Source organism: Bradyrhizobium sp. SZCCHNS1022 (genome assembly GCF_032484835.1).
Taxonomy (GTDB): Bacteria; Pseudomonadota; Alphaproteobacteria; order Rhizobiales; family Xanthobacteraceae; genus Bradyrhizobium.
The window spans coordinates 1,202,034-1,224,694 of record NZ_JAUETT010000002.1 but is presented as its reverse complement, the minus strand read 5'-3'; the positions used below and the strand labels follow the sequence as shown (position 1 = coordinate 1,224,694).

19 protein-coding genes are annotated in these 22,661 nt (G+C 63.1%); 7 read left to right on the top strand and 12 right to left on the bottom strand.

The genetic code is table 11. The features are described 5' to 3' along the window. The first annotated feature begins 3 nt into the window (after positions 1–3). Positions 4–456 (top strand): DNA polymerase III subunit chi, encoded by a 453-nt coding sequence (locus QX071_RS19205; RefSeq protein WP_315704196.1) that lies wholly within the window; start codon positions 4–6, stop codon positions 454–456. 127 nt (positions 457–583) lie between these two features. Then, positions 584–1,129, top strand: a complete 546-nt coding sequence (locus QX071_RS19200; RefSeq protein WP_315704195.1) for a hypothetical protein — start codon at positions 584–586, stop codon at positions 1,127–1,129. Positions 1,130–1,249: 120 nt separating this feature from the next. Here the strand turns inward: QX071_RS19200 and QX071_RS19195 are convergent, their stop codons facing one another. The 3 genes from QX071_RS19195 to QX071_RS19185 all read right to left on the bottom strand — a co-directional run bounded on the left by QX071_RS19195 (position 1,250) and on the right by QX071_RS19185 (position 3,845). After that, a complete protein-coding gene (locus QX071_RS19195; RefSeq protein WP_315704194.1) occupies positions 1,250–3,121 on the bottom strand; it encodes an ABC-F family ATP-binding cassette domain-containing protein in 1,872 nt (623 codons plus the stop codon). A gap of 93 nt (positions 3,122–3,214) precedes the next feature. After that, positions 3,215–3,397: a hypothetical protein gene (locus QX071_RS19190; protein WP_315704193.1), complete on the bottom strand. Its 183-nt coding sequence runs from the start codon at positions 3,395–3,397 to the stop codon at positions 3,215–3,217. A gap of 187 nt (positions 3,398–3,584) precedes the next feature. Then, complete coding sequence (locus tag QX071_RS19185) at positions 3,585–3,845, bottom strand: sulfur globule protein precursor (RefSeq protein ID WP_315704192.1); 261 nt, start codon at positions 3,843–3,845, stop codon at positions 3,585–3,587. Positions 3,846–4,236: 391 nt separating this feature from the next. Between QX071_RS19185 and ndk the strand changes: the two genes are divergently transcribed. Together ndk and QX071_RS19175 are read left to right on the top strand one after the other, a co-directional pair. After that, complete coding sequence (gene ndk, locus QX071_RS19180; protein WP_316201064.1) at positions 4,237–4,659, top strand: nucleoside-diphosphate kinase; 423 nt, start codon at positions 4,237–4,239, stop codon at positions 4,657–4,659. A gap of 79 nt (positions 4,660–4,738) precedes the next feature. After that, positions 4,739–5,605 carry a TerC family protein gene (locus QX071_RS19175; protein WP_315704190.1) on the top strand — a complete coding sequence of 289 codons (867 nt, stop codon included), beginning with the start codon at positions 4,739–4,741 and terminating at the stop codon, positions 5,603–5,605. A 98-nt stretch (positions 5,606–5,703) separates the two neighbouring features. On the opposite strand, the gene QX071_RS19170 is transcribed toward QX071_RS19175, so the two are convergent. The 4 genes from QX071_RS19170 to QX071_RS19155 form a co-directional block, all read right to left on the bottom strand. Continuing rightward, the gene (locus QX071_RS19170) at positions 5,704–6,537 is read right to left on the bottom strand and encodes a molybdenum storage protein subunit alpha (RefSeq protein WP_315704189.1); all 834 of its coding nucleotides are present in this window, start codon (positions 6,535–6,537) and stop codon (positions 5,704–5,706) included. Between the two features lie 13 nt (positions 6,538–6,550). Beyond that, entirely contained in the window at positions 6,551–7,363 is an 813-nt protein-coding gene (locus tag QX071_RS19165) for a uridine kinase (protein ID WP_315704188.1), read from the bottom strand. 369 nt (positions 7,364–7,732) lie between these two features. Further along, positions 7,733–8,299: a DUF2478 domain-containing protein gene (locus QX071_RS19160; protein WP_315704187.1), complete on the bottom strand. Its 567-nt coding sequence runs from the start codon at positions 8,297–8,299 to the stop codon at positions 7,733–7,735. Between the two features lie 75 nt (positions 8,300–8,374). Beyond that, entirely contained in the window at positions 8,375–9,787 is a 1,413-nt protein-coding gene (locus tag QX071_RS19155; protein WP_315704186.1) for an aldehyde dehydrogenase family protein, read from the bottom strand. Positions 9,788–10,278: 491 nt separating this feature from the next. On the opposite strand from QX071_RS19155, the gene QX071_RS19150 reads away from it, so the two are divergent. Further along, positions 10,279–11,172, top strand: a complete 894-nt coding sequence (locus tag QX071_RS19150; RefSeq protein ID WP_315704185.1) for a phosphotransferase enzyme family protein — start codon at positions 10,279–10,281, stop codon at positions 11,170–11,172. 129 nt (positions 11,173–11,301) lie between these two features. Here the strand turns inward: QX071_RS19150 and QX071_RS19145 are convergent, their stop codons facing one another. Together QX071_RS19145 and QX071_RS19140 are read right to left on the bottom strand one after the other, a co-directional pair. Continuing rightward, the gene (locus QX071_RS19145) at positions 11,302–12,051 is read right to left on the bottom strand and encodes a glutamine amidotransferase (RefSeq protein ID WP_315704184.1); all 750 of its coding nucleotides are present in this window, start codon (positions 12,049–12,051) and stop codon (positions 11,302–11,304) included. Between the two features lie 119 nt (positions 12,052–12,170). Further along, entirely contained in the window at positions 12,171–13,256 is a 1,086-nt protein-coding gene (locus QX071_RS19140; protein ID WP_315704183.1) for a substrate-binding domain-containing protein, read from the bottom strand. Between the two features lie 118 nt (positions 13,257–13,374). Between QX071_RS19140 and QX071_RS19135 the strand changes: the two genes are divergently transcribed. Further along, the gene (locus tag QX071_RS19135; RefSeq protein WP_315704182.1) at positions 13,375–14,862 is read left to right on the top strand and encodes an aldehyde dehydrogenase family protein; all 1,488 of its coding nucleotides are present in this window, start codon (positions 13,375–13,377) and stop codon (positions 14,860–14,862) included. Positions 14,863–14,990: 128 nt separating this feature from the next. On the opposite strand, the gene QX071_RS19130 is transcribed toward QX071_RS19135, so the two are convergent. The 3 genes from QX071_RS19130 to QX071_RS19120 are packed head-to-tail and all read right to left on the bottom strand — an operon-like array spanning position 14,991 to position 19,994. Beyond that, positions 14,991–16,196, bottom strand: coding sequence for an ABC transporter permease (locus QX071_RS19130; protein WP_315704181.1), 1,206 nt, complete (start codon positions 16,194–16,196; stop codon positions 14,991–14,993). 1 nt (position 16,197) lies between these two features. Continuing rightward, entirely contained in the window at positions 16,198–18,960 is a 2,763-nt protein-coding gene (gene rbbA, locus QX071_RS19125; RefSeq protein ID WP_315704180.1) for a ribosome-associated ATPase/putative transporter RbbA, read from the bottom strand. Continuing rightward, positions 18,957–19,994, bottom strand: coding sequence for an HlyD family secretion protein (locus tag QX071_RS19120; protein ID WP_315704179.1), 1,038 nt, complete (start codon positions 19,992–19,994; stop codon positions 18,957–18,959). Before QX071_RS19120 ends, rbbA begins: the two co-directional genes overlap by 4 nt. A 283-nt stretch (positions 19,995–20,277) precedes the next feature. Between QX071_RS19120 and QX071_RS19115 the strand changes: the two genes are divergently transcribed. Continuing rightward, positions 20,278–22,542, top strand: a complete 2,265-nt coding sequence (locus tag QX071_RS19115) for a DUF3141 domain-containing protein (protein ID WP_315704178.1) — start codon at positions 20,278–20,280, stop codon at positions 22,540–22,542. The last annotated feature ends 119 nt before the right edge of the window (positions 22,543–22,661 follow it).

The following is a 22,661-nucleotide window of genomic DNA, read 5'->3' as shown; positions in this document are numbered from 1 at the left end:
GCGATGACCGAAGTCCTGTTCTACCACCTGCAAAACATGTCTTTGGAAAGCGTGTTGCCGCCCTTGCTTGAGAAATCGCTCGAGCGGGGCTGGCGGGTGGTGGTGCAGGCGACGTCGCCGGAGCGGACCGATGCGCTCGATGCCCATCTGTGGACCTATCGTGACGATTCGTTTCTGCCGCACGCAACCTGGCGGGTGGCCGACGTGGCCGAGCAACCGGTGGTGCTGTCGATGGAAGAGGGCAATCCGAACGGCGCGACGGTGCGTTTCCTTGTGGACAACGCGCCGCTGCCGGCGGATGCGCATAGCTATGAACGGATGGTCCTGGTGTTCAATGGTGACGATCCGGATGGGCTGGCAAACGCTCGCGCGGCGTGGACCGACTGCAAGGCTCGCGGATTCGAAGTCACCTATTGGCAGACCGACGAGCGGGGACGCTGGCAACGGCGCCAATAGCTACCCCATGCGGTTGATGATAATTTGCCGTTTTGTCGGCAGGGCGTTGGTATAGCCACGAACGTGCCGCAAAGTGGTGGTGGGACAACGGGTTAAATCGCTACTCGGTGGTAATTCGGCGGGGTTTATGGTGCGAGATCACACCCGAAGACTGACGCACATCTTGGTGTTCCTTGCGCTCGCGCCGGTCGTGTCCGGCTGCTCGGGCGCGTCCGATCTGCTTTCAAAGGACGCCGAGTGGTTCTCGCGGCCGAGCCGCTTGTTCATCCGCAACATCTCGATCGATTCGCCGCCGCTCACTCCTGACAAGCCGGTCACGGCCGACGACCTCGTCAGCGCGGAAGGTGGCTGTCCCGGGATGGCCCCTGCGGTCGCTCCTGCCGATGCCAATGCATCGACCGATGCCGCCGGCGGTCCGCCGCAGACCGCCGGCAGTGTCGCGCTTGGTCACACCGAATGCGACGTGGTGCGCGGCATCGGCGCGCCCGACAGCGTCAACATCTCCGGCGCGGGTGATGCGCGGGTTGCGACGGTGACGTGGCTGCATGGTGGGCGCGCCGGCATCTACACCTTCACCGGCGGCCGGTTGAGCTCGGTCGAGAAGGCCCCGGATGCCGGTCCGCCGCCGAAGGTTGTCAAACCGAAGGGCAAGAAGAAGCACGCGGCGACCTGAACGACCTCCGCGAATATTTGTATCGGGCAGGACCGAAATTGCCTTGAGAGGTTCAGGCCACGGACCTCTTTCGCGCTGCTTCGAGCGGATATTTTTTGAACGGAAACAGTCGGCTCTCCGCTAGCCCGCCGCTGCATCCTCATAGGCGCTGCTCGCCAGCAGCCATTGCTCTTCGGCGCGCTGCAGCGCTTCGGTCGCGTTGGCGCGCGCCTTCGACAATTGTGCCGCCTGTTTCGGATCACGGCTGAAAATATCAGGCATCGCCAGCGCCGTGTCGATCTTGGCGATGATGTCGGTAATGCGCGCGATCTCCGCTTCGGCCGCGGAGATCTTCTGCTTCAGTGCGCTCCGCCTGTTGTCGCCGCGTGGCCGCTCCGCCTTCTCGGCCGTCTGAGCACGTTCGTTCCCGCGCGCCGGCGCGCCGCTCCGCGTCGACAGCACCATGCGCCGGTATTCATCGAGATCGCCATCGTAGGTCTTCACGGTGTGATCGGCCACCACCCAAAGCCGATCGGCACAGGCCTCGATCAGATAGCGATCGTGCGAGACCATGATCACCGCGCCCGGGAATTCATTGATCGCCTCCGCGAGCGCGGCGCGGCTGTCGATGTCGAGATGGTTGGTCGGTTCGTCCAGGATGATCATGTTGGGACCGAAGAAGGTCGCGAGGCCCAGGAGCAGCCGCGCCTTCTCGCCACCCGACAGGCTCTTCACCAGGGTATCGGCCGCCTTGCCCGAAAAGCCGATCGCGCCTGCACGTGCCCGGATTTTCGATTCCGGCGCGTCCGGCATCAGCTTGCGCACATGACTGTAGGGCGAGCCGGCCTCATCGAGCTCATCGAGCTGATGCTGGGCGAAATAGGCGATGGAGAGCTTGTCGGCACGGGTGACCTTGCCGGAGAACGGCGCCAGCCGGCCGGCCAGCAGCTTCACCAGCGTGGACTTGCCGTTGCCGTTGGCGCCGAGCAGCGCGACACGGTCGTCATTGTCGATGCGCAAGGTGACGCGGTTGAGTACGGGCTGTGCAGGGTCATAGCCCACTGAGGCATTGTCGACGGCGATGATCGGCGGTGACAGCAACTTCTCCGGTGCGGGGAAGGTGATCTCGCGCACGTCCTGGGTGACGAGTGCGGCGATCGGCTTCATCCGCTCCAGCATCTTGACGCGGGATTGCGCCTGGCGCGCCTTCGAGGCCTTGGCCTTGAAGCGGTCGACGAAGGCCTGCAGGCGGGCGCGCTCCGCCTCCTGGCGCTTCACCGCCTTGGCGTCGAGCATCTCGCGTGTGGCGCGTTGCTCCTCGAACGAGGAGTAGCTGCCGCGATAAAGCGTCAATTTCCCGCGGTCGAGATGCAGGATCTGGTCGACCGAGGTTTCCAAAAGGTCGCGGTCGTGGCTGATCACGATCACGGTGCGCGGATAATGCGCAAGATGATCCTCCAGCCACAACGTACCTTCCAGGTCGAGATAGTTGGTCGGCTCGTCCAGCAGCAGGAGGTCGGGTGCGGCGAACAGGGTCGCAGCCAGCGCCACTCGCATGCGCCAGCCGCCGGAGAATTCGGCGCAGGCGCGGGCTTGGTCCTCGGTCGAGAAACCAAGGCCGCTCAGGATTGCGGCGGCGCGCGCCGGGGCCGAATGGGCATCGATATCCGTAAGCCGCGTCTGGATGTCCGCGATCCTGTGCGGATCGGTCGCGGTTTCGGCTTCGCGCAGCAGGGCGTCGCGTTCCAGATCGGCCTTGAGTACGACCTCGATCAGGCTTTCGGGGCCGTTCGGCGCCTCTTGCGCCAGGCTGCCCACCCGCCAGCGGGGCGGCAGGCTGATCGCGCCGCTTTCGAGCGCGAGTTCGCCGCGGATCGCCCTGAACAGTGTCGATTTTCCGGTGCCATTGCGGCCGACGAGGCCGACGCGGGCGCCGGGTACGATCTGCACCGAGCTGCTGTCGATGAGAAGCCGTCCGGCGAGCCGGATCGAGATGTCGGTGATGGAAAGCATGCGGGCGTTGTCACCGCAGCCGGCACCAAACGCAACCGCTTTGTGATCACGGCCTGCGATATGACCGATTGTGACCTCCGCGCCATACCGGGCTCACTCTGCCCGTCCCATGTCGCGATCCTGCTTTCCCAGTTCGTCGATCAGGCGCTGGAGCTGGCGGGGCAGGCGGCTATCCGGCGGCAGGCTGCGCTGCAGCCGTTCCCCCACGGCGTCGCAGATCGATCGGCTGGTCTTGCGATCCATCGCCTCGCTGAAATCGGTGGTACAGCCGGTCATGGCAGAGTTCCAGAAGCGTGTTCAATATGATGCCGTACCAAGTCATGGCGGGGAGATTGGTTTCCGCTCCCGCTGAGATTGCAGGGGATTTTAGTAAACAAGGAATGAAAAAAAGCCCCGGCGGGGGCTCGCCGGGGCTTCTCAAGATCGGCGCTGCGGGGGACCGGAGAGCTGCGCCGATACTCGCTTAATAGCAGCGGTTGATAAGGCGCCAGCGCGGCCCCCAGGGGGTCGGGACCAGGCGGCGAACGTAGCACCCACCATAGCCGTAGCTGTAATAGGGGCCACCGACGAAGACGCGCGGACCGTACCAGGGGCGGTGCCAGCCATAGCCATGCCATCCGCCATACCAGCCGCCGTGCCAATGAGCCGAGGCCGCCGTCGGGGCGAGGGCGGCTGCGCCCAAAGACACTGCGGCGACCGCCATGAGGGAGAGTTTGCGCAACATGATCGTCTCCTGGGTTACGGCGCTGATGGCGCCACACTGAACGACGCGTGAGGCTGGGAGATGGCGCTCCTGACGAGACAGCTCGCCACCGCCTGATGAAGAGGATCTTACGTCCGAGAAGGTGAATGCTGGTGGCACACGCCCTTCAGACTGGGTTCAGGATTGTGAAATTGTTGTAACCGCTACGCTGCTTCTCCCAGCGTCATTCCGGGCGATGCGACAGCATCGAACCCGGAATGACGAGATTCCGGGTTCGGCCCTGACGGGCTGCCCCGGACTGACGGCGCACTTTTGACGTGTCGGACTAATCCGTCCTGCTCGCTTGCGGTCGCCCGATCACGCCGATATAAGCCCGCAACCCACAAAACCTGCTCTTCTTGAGGACGATATCATGGCGATTGAACGCACCTTTTCGATCATTAAGCCCGACGCGACCGAGCGCAATCTGACCGGCGCGATCAACGCGCTGATCGAGAAGGCCGGCCTTCGGATCGTTGCCCAGAAGCGCATTCGCATGAGCCGCGAACAGGCCGAGACCTTCTATGCCGTGCACAAGGCGCGCCCGTTCTTCGGCGAACTGGTCGACTTCATGATCTCGGGTCCGGTCGTCGTTCAGGTCCTGGAAGGCGAGGGCGCGATCCAGAAGTACCGCGACGTGATGGGCGCTACCGATCCCGCCAAGGCTGCGGACGGCACGATCCGCAAGCTGCATGCGAAGTCGATCGGCGAGAACTCGGTGCACGGCTCGGATGCACCGGAAACCGCCGCGGTCGAAATCGCTCAGTTCTTCTCCGGCAACGCAATCGTCGGTTGAGCGCGGGGCGCGGAGCCCGAATGGCCTCCGCGCCGTGATCGCCGTCCTGCTCCGATGGGCGGCAGCGAAGGGGTAGGCCGTGAATTGGCTGTCGCAGGTCACTGATCCCGCCGGTCTCGGCCACGTCTTGGCGCAATTCCAGAACAGCGTTCAGACCGCCGGCTTCTGGCTGGCGCTCGGCAAGATCATCTGGATCAATATCCTGCTGTCCGGCGACAATGCGCTGGTGATCGCGCTGGCCTGCCGCGGCCTTCATGGCCGCCATCGTTTCTGGGGCATGGTCGCCGGCTCGGGGATCGCGGTCGCGCTGCGCATCGCCTTTACCGGAATCGTGGCGACGCTGATGGCGTTGCCCTATTTGAAGCTGATCGGCGGGCTGGCGCTACTCGTGATCGCGGCCAAGCTCGTGGTGCCCGAAGACGAAGACGACGAGATCGCTGCGGGTACCACGCTGTGGCACGCGATCCGGATCGTGGCGCTCGCCGACGTCGTCATGAGCCTGGACAATGTCATTGCAGTCGCGGCCGCCGCCAATGGCGATGCCTCGCTGTTGATCCTCGGCCTTGCCATGAGCATTCCGCTGATCATCGCCGGTGCTGCGCTGATCATGCTGGTGCTCGACCGTTTCCCGCTCCTGGTCTGGCTCGGCGCGATGCTGCTCGGTTGGGTGGCCGGCGAGGTGATCGCGACCGATCCGGCGATCGAGCCGCTTCTGCACTACCTGCTGGATGGCACGGTGATCATGAATGTCGAAGCTGCTTCGACGCTATTCGCCGGCAAGACTCATTTCGGCATCCATCTCGATGTGATGGAGACGGTGGTCTCGACCTTGGCAGCGCTCGTCGTCCTCATCGCGGGCTCGATCTGGCGCGGCCGCACCTTGCAGCGGCAGGCCAAGGAGGAGTTGCTGCAAGCCGCGCCTGCGCGAGGCATCGATCTGCCCTGATGGCAGGACGAGAGCGGCCACGCTTTCCGGTGACGGGATAACAAGATGAAGGCCGCTTGCCGGAGCGAGCGGCCTTCGCTGTATGTCGGTCGCTTCGATCAGGCCGGGCGTGCGCCGGTGTGAATGATCGAGCCGACGTGCTGGCCGCGTAGCGCAGCGCTAAGTCGGCCCGGCACCAGCCCGTTCACGATCTGCACGCGTGCGATATGGCGCGCGGAGGTCATCACCTCGAGCAGCGTCCGATCGAAGGGCAGGGTGCCCTCGAGCTTCGCAAGTTCAGCGGCGCTGGTCTCGGCCAACAGCTCCGCCTTCGCGCCGCCGGGTCCGTTCGGATCGCTGCTGTAGACCCCATCCACGTCCTCCACGATCGTGAGCCCGGCTGCACCGAGCGCGTCCGCGATCAGGAAGGCGCCGGTATCGGCGCGGTGCGAGGGGATGCGCGAGGTCGGGAATTCGTGATGATGATAGGGCGGAAACGCGCTGCCGATGACGGCACGTGCGGCAGCGAGGTGGATGGCGAGCTGGTTCGCGATCGTAGGATGCTCGATGTAGGAGACGCCCTCCGGAGCCAGCAGGCTTGCCAGGATGTGGCCGTTCTGGCCGGCCTCGCTGGCCGCGAGCGGGGCCAGTGAACCCACAGGCAAACCGAGGTCGAGACCCACGCCGTAGAGATGGCGGGCGCGGATGCCGGCACCGGTCAGGATCAGCATCCTGTGCTCGGGCAGCAGCTTCCGGAGTTCGTCCACGAGCGGCAGGATCGCCTCGGCGCCGCGATCCATGATCGAGCGGCCGCCGATCTTGACGACCTGGAGCCAGGGTAGAAGCGGGATCGGGCGCCGGCCGGCAACGGGGCGGGTGAGCTTGTCGTCGAGCAGGGTCTGGCGCGCGAGCGGCGAGGCGACGTGCTTGATGGTGTTGGTGGTGTCGTCCATGGCAGTCGGCCTTTCAGCTCGCAGTAATGATGGTGCCGACGTGCTCGCCGGCGAGCGCGCGGGTGAGATTGCCGGGGACGAGGCCGTTGACGACCTGAACCTGGTGGACATGGCGGGCCTGCTCGAGCAGGTCGAGCATCGGGAATTCGAGCACGGAATCGGCGAGCCCCTTGGCCTTCATCTCCGCCACCGTGATCTTCGGAATGAAGGTGGCCTTCTTCTCGGTCTTCGGGTTCGCGGTGTAGAGGCCGTTTTCGTCCTTCACGTAGATCATGGCCTTGCAGCCGAACTGCTCGGCGACCAGGAAGCAGCCGGCATCGGTGCGGTAGGGCGGGATGACGCCCTCAGGCGCAGGGCGCATCCAGAGGCCGTAAGGCGGCATGCCGCTGAAGACGACCGCGTTCACTTCGGCGAGATAGAGCGGCACCGCCGAAAGCCCGGCGCCATCGACTGCGGAGATGCCGTGCTTGGCCAAGAGCTGCCCGAGCATCACCGCGTTCTGGTCGGCAACGGAGGCGCCGAGCTGCGACAGCACGCCCGCCGGCAGATTGAGCCCTGCCGCGATCGAGTAGAGGTGCCGCGCCCGTGTGCCGGCGCCGGTCCCGATCAAGAGCTTATGGCTGTGACGAGCGGCGACGATCTCGTCGACGAGCGGGTAGACGGCAGCGCGGCCGCGGTCGATCACGCTCTGTCCACCGATCTTGATCACGGTGGCGTCGGGGAGGATTCGGAAATCGGCTGCCTTCTCCGTCGCCGCGATAAGCTGCGTGTCGGTGAGCGAGCGCTGCATCAGCAGTGCCTCGAGCTCTGCTGTCGTCGTTGCCATAAGACGTCCTTTCATTCTTCAATGCGCGAATGCGGGTCTTCGGCGAGCCGTAGCGGGCCGAAGACCACCCTTCTCTGCGCGTTTCCTGGATCGCTCTGCCTGTTTGTTGAGCAGATAAGACGGTACGGTGGGTACCTGGTGCCAACGGCTTTCTGCGAGCTCTGTTCGGCTCCGTGTCGGAACGGCGGCGAAAAATGATCCGTTAGCAGTCCGGCGTCAACGGTGATCGCCGAATATCTTTGATAATCAATAAGCTATATCTGATCCTATACAGGATGCGGAGTAGGCCGAACGGAACGGCTGCGATGAACGGCAAAACGCGTCTACGACAGCATCATGAATTGGCGGCGCAGATTGCCGGCCATGCTCTCATTTGAAGACTTCGCAAACGGTGGGAGCCCGTTGCTGGATTGGGACCGCATGGCGCCTCGAGACCCCGTGCCACCAGCCATCGAGTGCATCGCGATCGCAGCGAAGCTTGACGCTCATGCCCTCCGCAAACTTGATCCAGTCCGTGAAGCGGTGGCGAGGAACGGCGATCACCACGGGGATGTCGGCATCAATAGCCCGTTCGATGAGGTAGCGGAGGCCCCGGCCTGCGCACTCTTCTCGACCGAAGCGGTTGATGATCAGGATGTCGGCGCCGTCGTCGAGCGCACGCGCCACTCGAGCCCCCGCGTTCAGCAGACGGCTCACTTTCAGCCGGCGACCGGGAGAACGAGATCCAACATCCTGCAACAGCGCAAGCTCCGAGCCGTCGTGCAGAAGCATTGCCGAAATGTTGGGGACATCCACGTAATGGCGTCCGATCTGTACCAGACCGACCGCACGGAAGCCGTTTGCATTCGAGCTTGCGGCAAATTCGCGCAGCACCGAGTCCGGGTCTTCGCCGGGATCGAAGACCAAGGCAGCAAGATCGCACTGGGCATCGAACATCGCGCGGCTCCCTCTTGAGGATTGCGGCAACGGTTGTTTGAGGGGCTGCGGCTTGCCGCAGCCCCTATGATTGGCTCAAGCCGTCGCCGCCGGTCCGTTGATGATCTGCAACTGCGTGAACTCGGCCAAGCCTTCTTCGGCGAATTCGGTGCCGATCCCTGACTGCTTGGCGCCCCCGAATGGAATGTTCGGCGCCATGTCGAGATGCTTGTTGATCCAGACCGTCCCGGCCTCGATTCGGCCTGCAATGTCGTGCGCACGCGCGGGATTGGACGACCAGACCGAAGCGCCCAGGCCGTAGCTCGAGGCATTGGCGCGACGGATCACATCATCGTTGTCGGAATATTTGATCACGGGGAGCACCGGACCGAACTGCTCCTCGTCGACAAGCTTCGAGCCTTCCTTGATGTCGCGCACGATGGTCGGCTCGATGAAATATCCCGGGCGGTCCATGGCCGCGCCGCCGGCGATGACTTTGCCGTTCTTATGCGCATCCTCGAGAAACGCCTTGACCTTCTCGTACTGCATCTTGTTCTGCAGCGGCCCGAGCTTCGTCCCTTGCTTGGCGCCGTCATCGACCACGGTATTCTTGGCGATCGTCACCAGCTCGTTGCAGACGTCGTCATAGACGCTCTCATGCACGTAGAGTCGCTTGATGGCGAGGCAGACCTGGCCCGAGTTCTGGAAAGCGCCTTCGAAGATGCCTGGCGCGACCGTCTTCGGATCGACATCGTCGAGCACGATGCCGGCATCGTTGCCGCCAAGCTCCAGCGTGATCCGTTTCAACGTCTGGGATGCGCTCGCCATCACCTTCTGGCCTGTCGCGGTCGAGCCGGTGAAGGAGATCTTGCGGATATCGGGATGCCTGGTCATGTGGTCGCCAAGGTCGTTGGCGTCGGCGATGACGTTGAGGACGCCCGGCGGGAGCACATCTTTGACAAGCTCGGCAAAACGCAACGTCGAGAGCGGGGTCGTGGGGGCCGGCTTCACCACCAGCGTGTTGCCGGCAAGCAGGGCCGACGGCAGCTTGAAGCTGAGGATCAGAAGCGGGTAGTTCCAGGGGATGATCGCGCCGACGACGCCGAGCGGACGGCGATAGGCTTCGACGCGGCGTTCGCCGGAATTCTCGATCACCCGCATCGGCAGATCGAGCGAGCTGAGATAGCGGAAGAAGGCCGCCATGCCGAAGACTTCGCCGGTGGCGTCGGTCAGCGGCTTGCCCTGTTCACTGGTCAGGATGCGAGCAAGCTCGCTCGCGTTGGCTTCGACGATATCGGCCATCTTGCCGATGAGACGGCGTCGCTCCTCGATCGGGGTTGCAGCCCAGGCCGGGTAGGCGGCATTGGCGGCTGCGACTGCTTGGTCGAGCTGCTCCTTGGAGGCGCGCGGACATTGCGCCAGCACCTCCTCGGTTGCCGGGTTGAGAACAGGCATGATCAGATCGCCGGGAACCATTCGTCCGTCGATCAAAAGGCTATAGTCAGTCATAGGCATTGCACTCCCTGTCGAACGGGCCGTCTCGGCCTCGTTATATTCATGTATATATCACGATAGGATGAGGCGAGCCACCGCGATGAGCGGCGGCGACAGACGGAGCTTCGTGCTGGCCGGCGATGGGTGCGTTGAAATATAACAAAGAATTGAATCGGCGGCACGTAGTCGCGATGGATCCGGCATTTGTGGCGGAGTTAAGCTGGAAAGCGTCGCATCTTTCGTGATTCTGTGTCGTTTCGAGCCTGCGAGGGCGAGGGCGAGGGATGGAGATCGGCTGCGGACCTGAGAGCCAAGCGCGGTTCGACCGCCGTAACAGGGTAATCAGTGCCGTCCGATGCAGAGATTTCCTCCTTGACAGCCGTCAATACATGCCGGCTTCTCGGCAGAAGACCTGGAAAGCCGCAATTTGCCTACGGAGGAGTATGCGGCTGCCGATGCTATCGGCTTTCTCTGCGATCGAAAAACTATAAAGCTGGACTTTTAGCGTGACCAACTTCGAAGCACTCGTTGCCGGCTGGTTCGATATTGCGCCGGGAGCCGTGCGGATGATCACGGACGGGGTCAACAAGAATCTGCGCGTTGTGAGCGAACATGATGATTTGTTTGTTCGATTCTCGCCCGCCACTTTGCATAGTCGCGATGAGCTTGAAAGCGAAGCTGCCTTGATAGCGAGTTTGCGCAAGCATGACGTGCCATGCCATGAGCTCGCCGATATTGATGGAGTCTCGGTTCTTGGCCCCGAAACGGTCAATGGCATCGAGTACAATGTCTTGCTGAGCCGAACGATCCCCGGATGTGCGCTCACGACGACTGCGCAAGACGCTCGCGCTTTCGGGCAATCGCTGGCTCAGCTGCACCGTGCACCGATCGAGGGGCTGGCGCGCACACTGGCCATCAACGTCAACGGCGGGGACGACATTGACCCGGCCGTACGGGTAGTGTTTCGAGATCTGACCGATTTGGTCGACCAGTTGGCCGACGAGTCCGCCGCATTGTTTGGCATCTGCCACGGTGACGCCTGGCTGGGCAACGCAATCAACAGTGATGGGAAAGCGGTGCTTTTTGACTTCGAATTTTCAGGTCGTGGGCCGCTTGCATACGATATCGCGACATTCATCTGGGCGCTGCGTGCGGAAGGCAATGAAGATGAGGCTGCCATCTTTGCGAGCTTCGTAGAGGGGTACCGGTACGAATATGACCTGAATTTCAGTGAAGACGATATGAAGCTGAATTTGCTGCGCAAAGAGATCAATAACATCAGATTTCTTTGTCAGAACATCACCATGTCACGCGACGTTAAGCTTGCCACAGCCAAGTTCGCCCGTGAGACGTTCGACTTTGTCTTGAGCGGCGACCTTTCCCGATTTGCCTGGGCATGAGAACGAACCGCTCCCGGCCATGCTCCGATCTTGACGGGTTATGGAGGTCTATTGCCCCTCGACCTATCGAGCAGGCATCGTGTCGTTGTCCGCAGGGCTGGAGGCCACGGTTTCGACTTGGCGATGGCTTCACGCCTCGACCCTCGGAAGGCGGAAGCTCTCGATCGGCGCGATCTGATGCAGCCATTGGCCGAAGACCCGTTCGGCTTGCGCGAGAAGGCCGGCACGGTGGCGCTGTGTTTGCGCGCGCAGATCCGTCACCGCGATATTGGCGGCAGCAAGTTCGACGGCATGGCCGACGTACCATTCTTCGAGTTGTCGCGGATCGGCTTCAAGGTGGAATTGCAGGGCGAGCGCATGTTGGCCGTAAGCGAACGCCTGATTTTCATAATTTTCGTTGAACGCGAGCCGTACGGCCTCTGGCGGTAGCTCGAAGGTGTCGCCGTGCCAGTGTAGAACGACGGCGCTGCCGTCCTGCAGTCCCTTCAGGCACGACAATGCGCCTTGCTTGGTCAGTTCGACCTTGCCCCAGCCGATCTCCTTGACCGGGCCCTTGTGCACGCGGGCCCCGAGCGCGCGCGCCATGATCTGGCTGCCGAGGCAAATGCCGAGCGTCGGAAGGTTCCGCTTCAATCTGTGTTCCACGAGCGCGATCTCGTCGGTCAGGAACGGATAGCTCTCCGTCTCGTAGACCCCGATCGGTCCGCCCAGCACGATCATGAGGTCGGCATCCCTGATCGAGGCATGTGTCAGGTCTTCGACCGTGGCCTCACAGAAGGAGACATCCCAGCCGTTGCGCTCCATGATCGGCGCGAGCAGGCCAAGATCCTCGAATGCAACATGACGAAGGGCCACCGCGGAGCGACGAGAATGGATCATCAGGAGATTCGCTCCTCGGTACGGCGCTGCTGTACGTCTGCTTGACGGCTTACGTTGTATGAACGTGAATATAACGCGGAGAAGCGCGCTCCGTCCAGTCCGCTCCCGGTGGGGCAGGGCTATGCCCCGGTGTCGACGCGGTCGAGAAACTCGCGCACGGTATGGACCGACCCGGTCTCGGCGGGCTGATAACCGGGCAGTGCGGCGATCGCCTCGTGGAATTCGCGGCCTTTCATCAGCTCGATCACGCGGCGCATCGGCTCGGTGTCGAGGAAGGACTGGCGGCAGACGAAGAAATAATCCTCGGTCAGGACGCGGATGAAATCGAGCCCGAACTGCCGGGCGGCGGCCTCGACGCCGAAGCACGCGTCCGCCATGCCGCTTGCGACATAGGCGGCCACGGCGGCGTGGGTAAACTCGATCTGCTGCGCGCCGTTGATGCGGGTCTCGTCAAGTCCATGTGATGCCAGCAACTGGTCGAACAGCAGCCGCGTTCCGGAATCGTGGTCGCGATTGACGAAGCGGGCCCTGCCATCCGCGAGGTCGGGGAGCGCGCGGATGTCGAGCGGATTGCCGCGCTTGACCATCAATCCCATCTCGCGGGTCACGAAGCTGATGACGCGGTCGTGCCTCGGATCGAGCCATTCCCGGCAGGCCTGGATCCCTTGTGCGCGCAGCTCGCCGCGCGGCAGGTGGAGGCCCGACAGGTCGCAGGCCCCTTGAGCTAGCGAGGCCAGGGAATATTGGCTGCTGACATAGCGCAGGTCGACGCCGATGCCGGGCTCGCGGTCGAGCAGTTCTCGCAGCTTGGCCACGGCAAAGCCATGGCTGGCATGCACGCGGATTACCGAGGGACGCTGCTGCAGGAATGGCTTGATCTCGGTCGCCAGCTCCTGCGCGAGGTTCTCCAATTGCGGACCGAGCCTCGCCTGCATCCGTTCGCCCGCCCAGACCAGCTTCTCGCCGAAAGCGGTCAGTCTCGATCCCTTGCCACGACGCGTCTCGACCAGCGGCACGCCAAAGAAATCGGACCATTGCTCGATCAGATTCCACACATGCCGATAGGAGAGATGCGCGTCATTGGCGGCGCTGGTGATCTTGCCGGTCTTCCCGATCTCGCTGAGAACGCCGAGCATCACGACGATGCTCTGCGGACTCTCCTCCTTGTGAAACCGCCAGACGGGCTCAATCGTAATCCGCAGCATTGCCGAGCCCCTGTTATGAAGGCGAGTTCATATGTTCCGGCCGCCATAGGCAGAACATATCATATTTACGATCTCATATTTCTTCCTACCTTGGCATACAAGATACGGAGGGAATATGATGTCGACTGCATATGATTACGACCGGGAATCGAGCGCTGCGGCTTATCTTGCAAGGCCGCTTCAGCTGTTGATCGATGGGCGCCACGTGCCGTCATTGTCCGGGCGGACGTTCAAATCGCTCAATCCGGCGACCGAGGAGGTCATTGCGACGATCGCCGAGGGCAACGCGGCGGACGTCGATCGCGCCGTGGCGGCTGCACGGCGGGCCTTCGAGGGACCGTGGCGCACGATGAGGGCTGCCGAGCGCGGCAACATCCTGCTCAGATGGGCGCAGCTGCTCCGCGACCATGCCGATGAGATCGTCGAGCTGGAGAGCCTCGATGCCGGCAAGCCGATCGCGGCGATCCTGCGTCAGGACCTTCCTGCTGCGCTCGACACTCTGACGTATTATGCGGGCTGGGCCGACAAGATCAGCGGCGACGTCATCTCCACGCGCGACGATGCGCTGACCTACACCGTGCGCGAACCCGTCGGTGTGGTGGCTGCGATCGTGCCGTGGAATTTCCCGCTCATGATCGGCATGTGGAAGCTCGCGCCGGCGCTGGCCTGCGGCTGCACCGTCGTGATGAAGCCGGCGGAGCTGACGTCGCTATCGGCACTGCGGATTGGTGAGCTCGCGCTGGAGGCGGGCCTGCCGTCCGGCGTGCTCAACATCGTCACCGGGCCCGGCCGCACCGTGGGCGAAGCCCTGGTCAATCATCCCGATGTCGACAAGGTGACTTTCACCGGATCGCCCGGCGTCGGCCGCGGCATCATGAAGGGCGCCGCCGGCAACTTCAAACGTGTCTCGCTTGAGCTCGGCGGGAAATCGGCCAACGTCATCTTCGACGATGCCGACCTGGACGCGGCGTCGAAGGCGGCCGCCAGCGGCATTTTCTTCAACACCGGGCAGGTCTGCTCGGCCGGATCGCGCGTGCTCGCGCAGGAAGGCGTCTATGACGAGGTGGTCGCGCGGCTGGCGGCGCGGGCGAACGCCTTGCGGATCGGCGATCCGCTCGATCGCGCCACCTCGCTCGGCCCGGTGATCTCCGAACGTCAGATGCAGACGATCCTCGATTATGTCGACATCGGACAGAAGGAAGGCGCTTCGCTGGTGACAGGTGGCGAGCGTGCCGCCGGCCGTGGCTATTTCATCAGTCCCGCCGTGTTTGCCGGCGTCACGCATGAGATGCGGATCTCGCAGGAGGAAATCTTCGGTCCCGTCGTCAGCGTCATCAAGTTCACGGACGAGGCGGATGCGCTCAGGATCGCAAACGGCACCGCTTACAGCCTGGCGGCTGGCGTCTGGAGCCGTGACATGGGCCGGGTGCAACGGTTTGCCAAGCGGGTCCGGGCGGGCACGGTGTGGATCAACACCTATGGCTACACCGACGTACGGCTGCCGTGGGGCGGCGATCGCGATTCCGGGCTCGGTCGGGAGCATGGGACAGCGGCGCTGGAGAATTTCACCGAGCCAAAATCCATCTGGATGAACCTGAACGTCTGATCGTTCCTTGATCGCCTTCCAGTTAGAGCCTGCCTCGTCGGGGGTAGTCTGCAGAAGCGGAGTGCGTCGATCGCTCGTCTTGTCGTGGTCGACGCGGATCGGCGCGCTCTGCAGATCTGGAATCAGAGTCAGCCGTTGAAAATGACACGGCGGAAACGATACAGCGCAAGTCCGAAGAAGACGCCGCCGATCACCGCTGTGATCAGAATCTCCGGCCAGACGATCGAGGCGTCCGCGCCGCGGTATAGCACGTCCTGCGAGAAGATCACGAAATGCGGTGTCGGGCTGATGAACTTCATCAGATATTGCAGCCACACCGGCATGCTTTCGAGCGGGGTCGTGCTGCCCGACAGCAGCACCATCACCAGCAGGACCGGGATCGACAGCAAGCCGAACTGTGCCATGGTCGAGGCCACCGTTCCAAGCGCGATCCCGAGCGCCGCAACGGTGAACACGTAGAAGCAGGCTCCGCCCAGGAAGAGCAGCCGCGATCCGGAGACCGGCACCTGCAACCACCATTCGACGACGATCGCCAGCGACAGAGCGGCCGAGGCGACGATGACGATGCCGTTGGCCAGGATCTTGGAGAGCATGATCTCGGATGGAACCACCGGCATCACCAGAAGATGCTCGACCGTGCCTTGCTCGCGTTCGCGAATGAGCGCGGCGCCGCTGAGCATGACCGTGATCATGGTGAGGTTGCTGATGACCTGCATGACCGCGGTGAACCAGCTCGATTTCAGGTTCGGATTGAACTTGACCTCCGTCACCGTCTTGAGCAGCGCGCCGAAATTCGCTTCGCGCCCCGTGACGAACTGCGTCACGTAGTCGGTGATGACATTCTGGATATAAGTCATGCCGTTGAACGCCTGGGCCGCCGCCGTGGCATCGACGTCGATCTGGACCGAGGGCTGCCGACCGGCGAGGATATCGGCCTGGAATCGTGGCGGGATCTCGATCACGAAAATAACGCGCTGCGAGTTCATCGCTGCATCGATCTCGCTCGCATTGAGCGCGATCGCGGGCTTGAAGGTCGGTGGGGTGAGGCCGTCGGCGATCCGGCGCGACAGATCGGAATGGTCTTCGTCGACGATGCCGACCGAAAGATTTTTCGCTTCCGTGGAGGCGCCGGTGGCGGCGGCGTAGATCGCGATCGTGAAGGCGTAGGCGACAAGCAACAGCATGACCGGGTCGGAGCGAAAGCTGCGAAGCTCCTTGATCGTCAATCGGTAGATGTTGGCCAGGTGCAGCCGCAGCCTGGCCAGCCGGCTCGTTCGAGCCCGCTGCACCAGTGTCGGCGGTCGCCGTGAGGCCTCTGTTTCGCCTGCCGACATCTCAGTTCTCCTGTTTCTGCAGCAGGATGTGAGCCGCGCCGAAGAAGCCGACTGCGAACATCACGAGGATCAGCATGTTGAAGCCGAGATCGGAATAGCTGAGACCTTTGGTGAAGGTGCCGACACTTATCGGCTGAAACCAGGCGGCCGGAAAGATCAGCCCGATCAGGCGCCCCTGGCCGGTGAGGGATGAGACCGGGACGAGCAGACCCGAGAAATTCACGACCGGGATGATGGCGAGGATCGTGGTCGCGAACACCGCTGCGACCTGGGTCCGGGTGAAACTCGAGATGAATTGTCCGAAGCCGCAGGTCGCGAAGACATAAAGCAGGGATCCGAGAGCGAGGGCGCCGAACGATCCTTTGACCGGCACGTGGAACACGATCCGCGCCATCAGCACCAACAGGACGAAGGTCAGCATCCCGACGATCACGTAGGGAAATTGCTTGCCCATCAGGAATTCGAATTTGCTGACGGGCGTCGAGCGGAAATTGGCGATCGAGCCGGTTTCCTTTTCGCGGACGACACCGATGGTCGCCATGACCGCCGGGATCAAGACCAGCATGATCACGACGACGCTCGGAACCATGCTGAAGACGCTTTTGAACGCCTGATTGTAGCGGAAGCGATTTTCGATGTGCACGCTTCCGAGATACGGGCTGGAGAGGGCGTTGGGACCGAGGCGCTCGGTCGCGAGTTCCTGCGCGTAGCGAAGCAGCAGGCCGTTGACATAGCCCTTCGCGGTCTCGCCCCGAAAGGGCATGGCGCCGTCGATCCAGAAGGCAGCCTCGGGCGCGCGCAGGGCGGCCAAATCGCGGCCGAAGCCGGATGGGATCTCGACGACGACGGCGAGTTCGCCGCTCCGCATGCGCTGGTCCAGCTCGGCCGACGAACTGACCGGAGGCTGTTCGGAGAAGTAATGTGAACCGGAGAAGCTTTCGAGCAGCCGGCGGCTTTCCGGCGTCTGGTCCTGGTCGAAGGCTGCATATTTCAGGTTCTCGACATCGAAGGTGATGCCGAAGCCCATGGCGAGCATCAGAACGAGCGGACCGACGAAAGCAAAGGCGAGCCGGATCGGATCTCGGATCAGCTCCATCGTTTCGCGCCGCGCATAGGCCCACATCCGTCCCGCGTCAAATCGCTTGACCCTGGCCGGTTGCCCTGGCCTGGGGGCAGGCGAACTTGCATCAGCGTGTGCTTGCGGCGTCGGCGCGATGTTGCTCTCCTCGCCTTCGGCGGCTTCCTCGAGGTAGGAGATGAAAGCATCTTCCAGCGAGTCCTTGCCACGCGCCTTGGTCAGCTCCTTCGGCGCGCCAACCGCAAGCACCCGCCCTTGATGCATCAGCGAAATACGGTCGCAGCGTTCGGCCTCGTTCATGAAGTGGGTCGAGAGAAAGATGGTGACGCCATCGTTGCGGGAGAGGTCGATCAGCGTGCGCCAGAACGCGTCGCGCGCCACCGGATCGACGCCCGACGTCGGCTCATCGAGAATCAGCATCGCCGGACGATGCAGGACCGCCACCGCAAGCTGCAGTCGCTGCTTGACGCCGAGTGGCAGGCTTTCCGGCTTGGCGTCCACCACATCCGCGAGTTCATAGCGCTCCAGCAGCTCCTTGAGCCTGCCGTCGATCTCGTTCGACGGCAGGTGGTAGAGGTGCGCATGGAGCTCGAGGTTTTGCCGGACGGTCAGCTCGCTGTAGAGCGAGAATGCCTGCGACATGTAACCGACATTATGCCGCGCTTCCATGTCGTCAGCCGCCATCGGCTTGCCGAACAATTTGGCCGAGCCCTCGGTGACCGGCAGCAGGCCGGTCATCATCTTCATCGTCGTGGTCTTGCCGCAGCCATTCGAGCCCAGAAAGCCGAAGATCTCGCCGCGCCCGATGCGAAAGTTCACGTGGTCGACCGCGACGAAATCGTCGAACCGGCGCGTCAAATCTATAGCTTCGATGGCTGGGGTCAGGTCGTCGCTTTCGCTGCGCGGTCGGACGATGACCTCCAGATGCTGCGCGCGCTTTTCCGGCGGCAGCAGGGCAATGAAGGCATCGTCGAGCGTGGTCTTGTCGGCCTTGGCGAGGATCTCCTTCGGCGTACCGTGCGCGATGACCTTGCCCTCATCCATCGCGGCGAGCCAATCGAACCGGCTGGCCTCGTCCATGTAGGCCGTGGCGACGATCACGCTCATTTGCGGGCGCCGCAGCCGGATCGAGTCGATCAGCTCCCAGAACCGCCGGCGCGACAAGGGATCCACGCCGGTGGTGGGCTCGTCGAGGATCAGCAGGTCCGGGTCATGCATCAACGAGCAGCACAGGCTCGCCTTCTGCTTCATGCCACCGGAGAGCTTGCCGCATGGCCGGTCGGCGAAGGGTTCGAGGCCGGTCGCTTTCAGCAGTTCGTCGATGCGCGCGCGGCGCTCGGCGGCGCCTTGGCCGAACAGGCGGCCGAAGAAGTCGATATTGTCGAACACGCTGAGTGTCGGATAGAGATTGCGGCCCAGGCCCTGCGGCATATAGGCGATGCGGCCGTAACTCGCGCGGCGGTGGTCTTCATTGGCCATGTCGCCGCCGAGCGCCATGACCTTGCCGGTTTGAATCTTGCGCACGCCGGCGATGAGGGCGAGCAGGGTGGATTTGCCGACGCCGTCGGGCCCGATCAGGCCGGCCATGCAACGGGCGGGAATGTCGAGGCTCAGCTCATCGAGCGCAAACGTCTTGCCGTAGCGATGCGTGACGTGGGCGACCTTGGCGACAATGGTCTCGGTCATTGCGGCAGCTTGACCTCGAGCTCGCTCGGCCAGACGATCTTGGGGTCGGTACGCACGAAGCCGAGCCCGCGCACGCCGGTCTTGACCGACTTGTGATACTTGTCCAACACGTTCCGATCGATCTGGAGCTTGACGCGGAACATCAGCTTCTCGCGTTCCTCGCTCGTCTCGACGCTTTTGGGCGTGAACTGGGCGTCGCTCGCGACGAAGCTGATGCTTGCGGGAATCACGTATTCCGGAATCGGATCGGCGATGACGCGCGCCTGATCGCCGATGGTCAGCCGGCCGGCCTGGGCCGCCGGCAGATAGATCGTCATATAGACGTCGTTGAGATCGAGAATGGTGAGGACGCGCTGGCCGGAGGCGATCACCTCGCCGGCGCGTGCCAGGCGGTATTGCACGCGTCCGCTGCGTGGCGAGACGAGCGTCATGTCGACCAGCATCGATTGGTAGCGGTCGACGTCGGCCTCGGCGGCCTTGATCGATGACTCCGCCTGATCGCGCTGGGCATTGGCGGCCAGATATGCGGCTTCGGCAGCTTCGAACCTGTTGCGCCGCGTATCCACCACCTGCTGGGCGATATTGCCGCTTTGCAGCAGGGACTTGCCGCGGTCGTAATCGGTCCTGGCGAATGACAGGTCGCTCTCGCGCTGCGCGATCAGCGCAATCGCTTCCGCCAGTGCCTGCTTGGCCCTGAGCACCTGCGCCTGGGCAGCACGGAGCAGAGCCTCGGTCTCCGGTGATGCGATGGTGGCGACCACTTGGCCGGCCGTGACCTCATCGCCTTCGTCGACCGTCAGCGTCGCGAGGCGGCCCGGGTATTTCGCGGCCACGTCCACCTGCGTCGCTTCGATGCGGCCATTGGTCTTGACGATGCCGTCAGGCATATCGCGGCCATGCAGCCGGTTGATCAGTGTCTCCACCGCCTTCCGCGCATCTTCGATCGGTTTGGGCGAGAACGCGTCGGCGCGAGCTGTCGCGATCAGGGCCGTTCCGTCCCAACCCTGCAGCAGCGATGTTGCAACTGACAGCATGAGGCAAACTGGAATCGCTCGGCTGCACAATAAAAGAGCATTCCGTCGTGGAAGCATGATCGATCCTTGTCGTACCGCGCGGATGCGGCGAGCACGTGCCCGCCGGCACTTTGAACTCCAAGGACGATGACAGATGGGCGCAGCCGGTTGTTGATTTCAGTCAACGGGGGACGGCGCGCCAGCAAATAGGATGTTCGGCGTCTGGCGCCCTGCGACACGACCCGGCGCTTGCCGATATGAGCCTTGCGGGGATTCCCGCCGCGTGCCTCGAATGGAGAACGCAGTGACCCAGTCCATCGCCGATGCGAGCGCTCTTCGACTTTTGAGGCCACCGAGAGTGCTCGAACGACTATCGAGCCAGATCGGGGAAGCGGCGCCGACAGCGTTGAGTCGGTTGCAGGAGCACCAGCGCGTCTGGCAGCAGTCCGTTCCACCGAACGATCTCACCGACTATATTCGTGATGCCTGGGAGCGATCGGTCCTGTTCTTGGACATCTTGCGCCAGCGCGGTAACCAGCACGAGGAGATGCTGGCGCATGAGGTGAGTTCGGTCCTGATCTACGACAGCGAACTGGTGATGCGCGGTGATGAGTTGCCGAGGCCGGTCAATTATGGGCTCGTGCGCGTGATTCCGCCCGAGGGCGTCGAGAGCGATGACCGCAAGCGCCCGGTTATCGTGATCGATCCGCGGGCCGGGCAGGGGCCGGGGATCGGCGGCTTCAAGCAGATCAGCGAGATTGGCGAGGCGTTCAAGGCCGGTCATCCGGTCTATTTCGTAGGCTTTACGGCACAGCCGGTGCCGGGGCAGCAGATCGAAGACGTTGCGCGTGCGTTCGTCACCTTCGTCGAGAAGGTTGCGGAGCTTCATCCCGATGCACTTGGCAAGCCGTTCGTGTTCGGCAATTGCCAAGCGGGCTGGCACGCGATGATGGCGGCCTGCATGCGCCCCGACGTGGTCGGGCCGATGGTGATTGCGGGCGCGCCGCTGTCGTTCTGGGCGGGAGTCCATGGCGAGAATGCCATGCGCTATCTCGGCGGCTGGTATGGCGGGAGCTGGCTCGACCGCATGATCAGCGACATGGGCAACGGCATCTTCGATGCGGCCTGGCTGGTCGCCAATTTCGACAATCTCAACCCGGCGAATACGCTGTGGACGAAGCAATACACGGTCTGGGCCGATCCGGAGAAGGAGGCGGAGCGCTATCTGAAGTTCGAGAAATGGTGGGGTGATTTCGTCGTGCTGCGCGGCGAGGAAATGCAGTGGATGGTCGACAATCTCTTCATCGGCAACAAGTTCTCGACCGGTCAGATCGTCACCAGCGACGGCATCCGCCTCGATATCCGCGAGGTGAAGAGCCCGATCGTCTGCTTCTGTTCGCACGGGGACAATATCACGCCGCCGCAGCAGGCACTGGACTGGATTCTCGACAATTACCAAAGCGTCGACGAGATCCGGGAATTCGGTCAGCGGATTTTCTACACGATCGACGCGAAGGCGGGCCATTTGGCGATTTTCGTCGGCACCAGCGTTGCTGCGAAGGACCATGCCGAGTTCATCAACAACATGGAGCTGATCGACACCATGCCGCCCGGTCTCTACGAGATCGTGATCACCGATGCTGCCGAGGGCGGCTACGATCTGTCGATCGAGACGCGTGGGCTCGATGATATCCGCGCGCTGGGTTGCAACACGCTGCAGGACGAGCGTGAATTCGCCGCAGCCGCGCGGGTCTCGGAGATCAATAACGCCCTCTATCAGACCTTTGTGCAGCCTTGGATCAGGATGGTCAGCGGTCCGCAGGTCGCGCGCGCGGTTTTGGATTTCAATCCGCTGCGACTTGGTTACTCGGCCTTCTCGGACAAGAATCCGATGATGCGGATCGTCGCGCCGCTCGCCGAGTCCGCCAGGGCGGAACGCACCGCCATCTCCGCCGACAATCCGTTTCTCGCCATGCAGCGGCAATTCTCGAAGGCCATGGTGGACGCGCTCGATCTCTTCCGTGCACTGCGCGATGAACATGTCGAACGCAGCTTTCATGCCGTCTATGGCTCGCCGCTGGTCCAGGCTGCCTGTGGTGTTTCTCAGGACGATGGTCCGCCGCGGCCCCGGCCGGGGCTGTCGCCTTTCGTTCTTGCGGCTGCGGAGGCCGAGAAGCAACGCTTGCGGGACAGGATCGCAAAGGGAAGCGTGGTCGATGCCGTCGCCCGCATGCTGGTCTATATCGGCCGGGCACAGCGTCGGATCGATAAGAGGACCTTCGCTTCCTTGCGCCAATTGCTGCTCGCGCACCCGGAGGTGCCGCCAGCGGAGTTCAAGGCTGCGCTGCGTGAGCAATGGGCGATCCTGGCCGTCGATGAGCGCGCCGCGATCGATGCCTTGCCAGGGTTGTTGCCGCCGCCGGGGTCCGAGGGACGGCGCGCCTGTCTCGATGTGCTGGAGGCCTGCGTCGCTGCGGCCGGCAAGCTGAATGCCGACGGGCAGCAGCGATTGAACAGGTTGCGACGCATGCTGGTGGCCGGAGGCGGCAACGCCGAAGGGACAAGCTGAAGGACGCGACGGCGAAGCCGCCGCGGATTGACCTTGCAGCACGCGGAACGAGGATTCCGCCCGCCGTCGCGGCCATGTTCCCCACCGGCATCTCCGCTGGGCTGCCCGCTGTTCCGGGA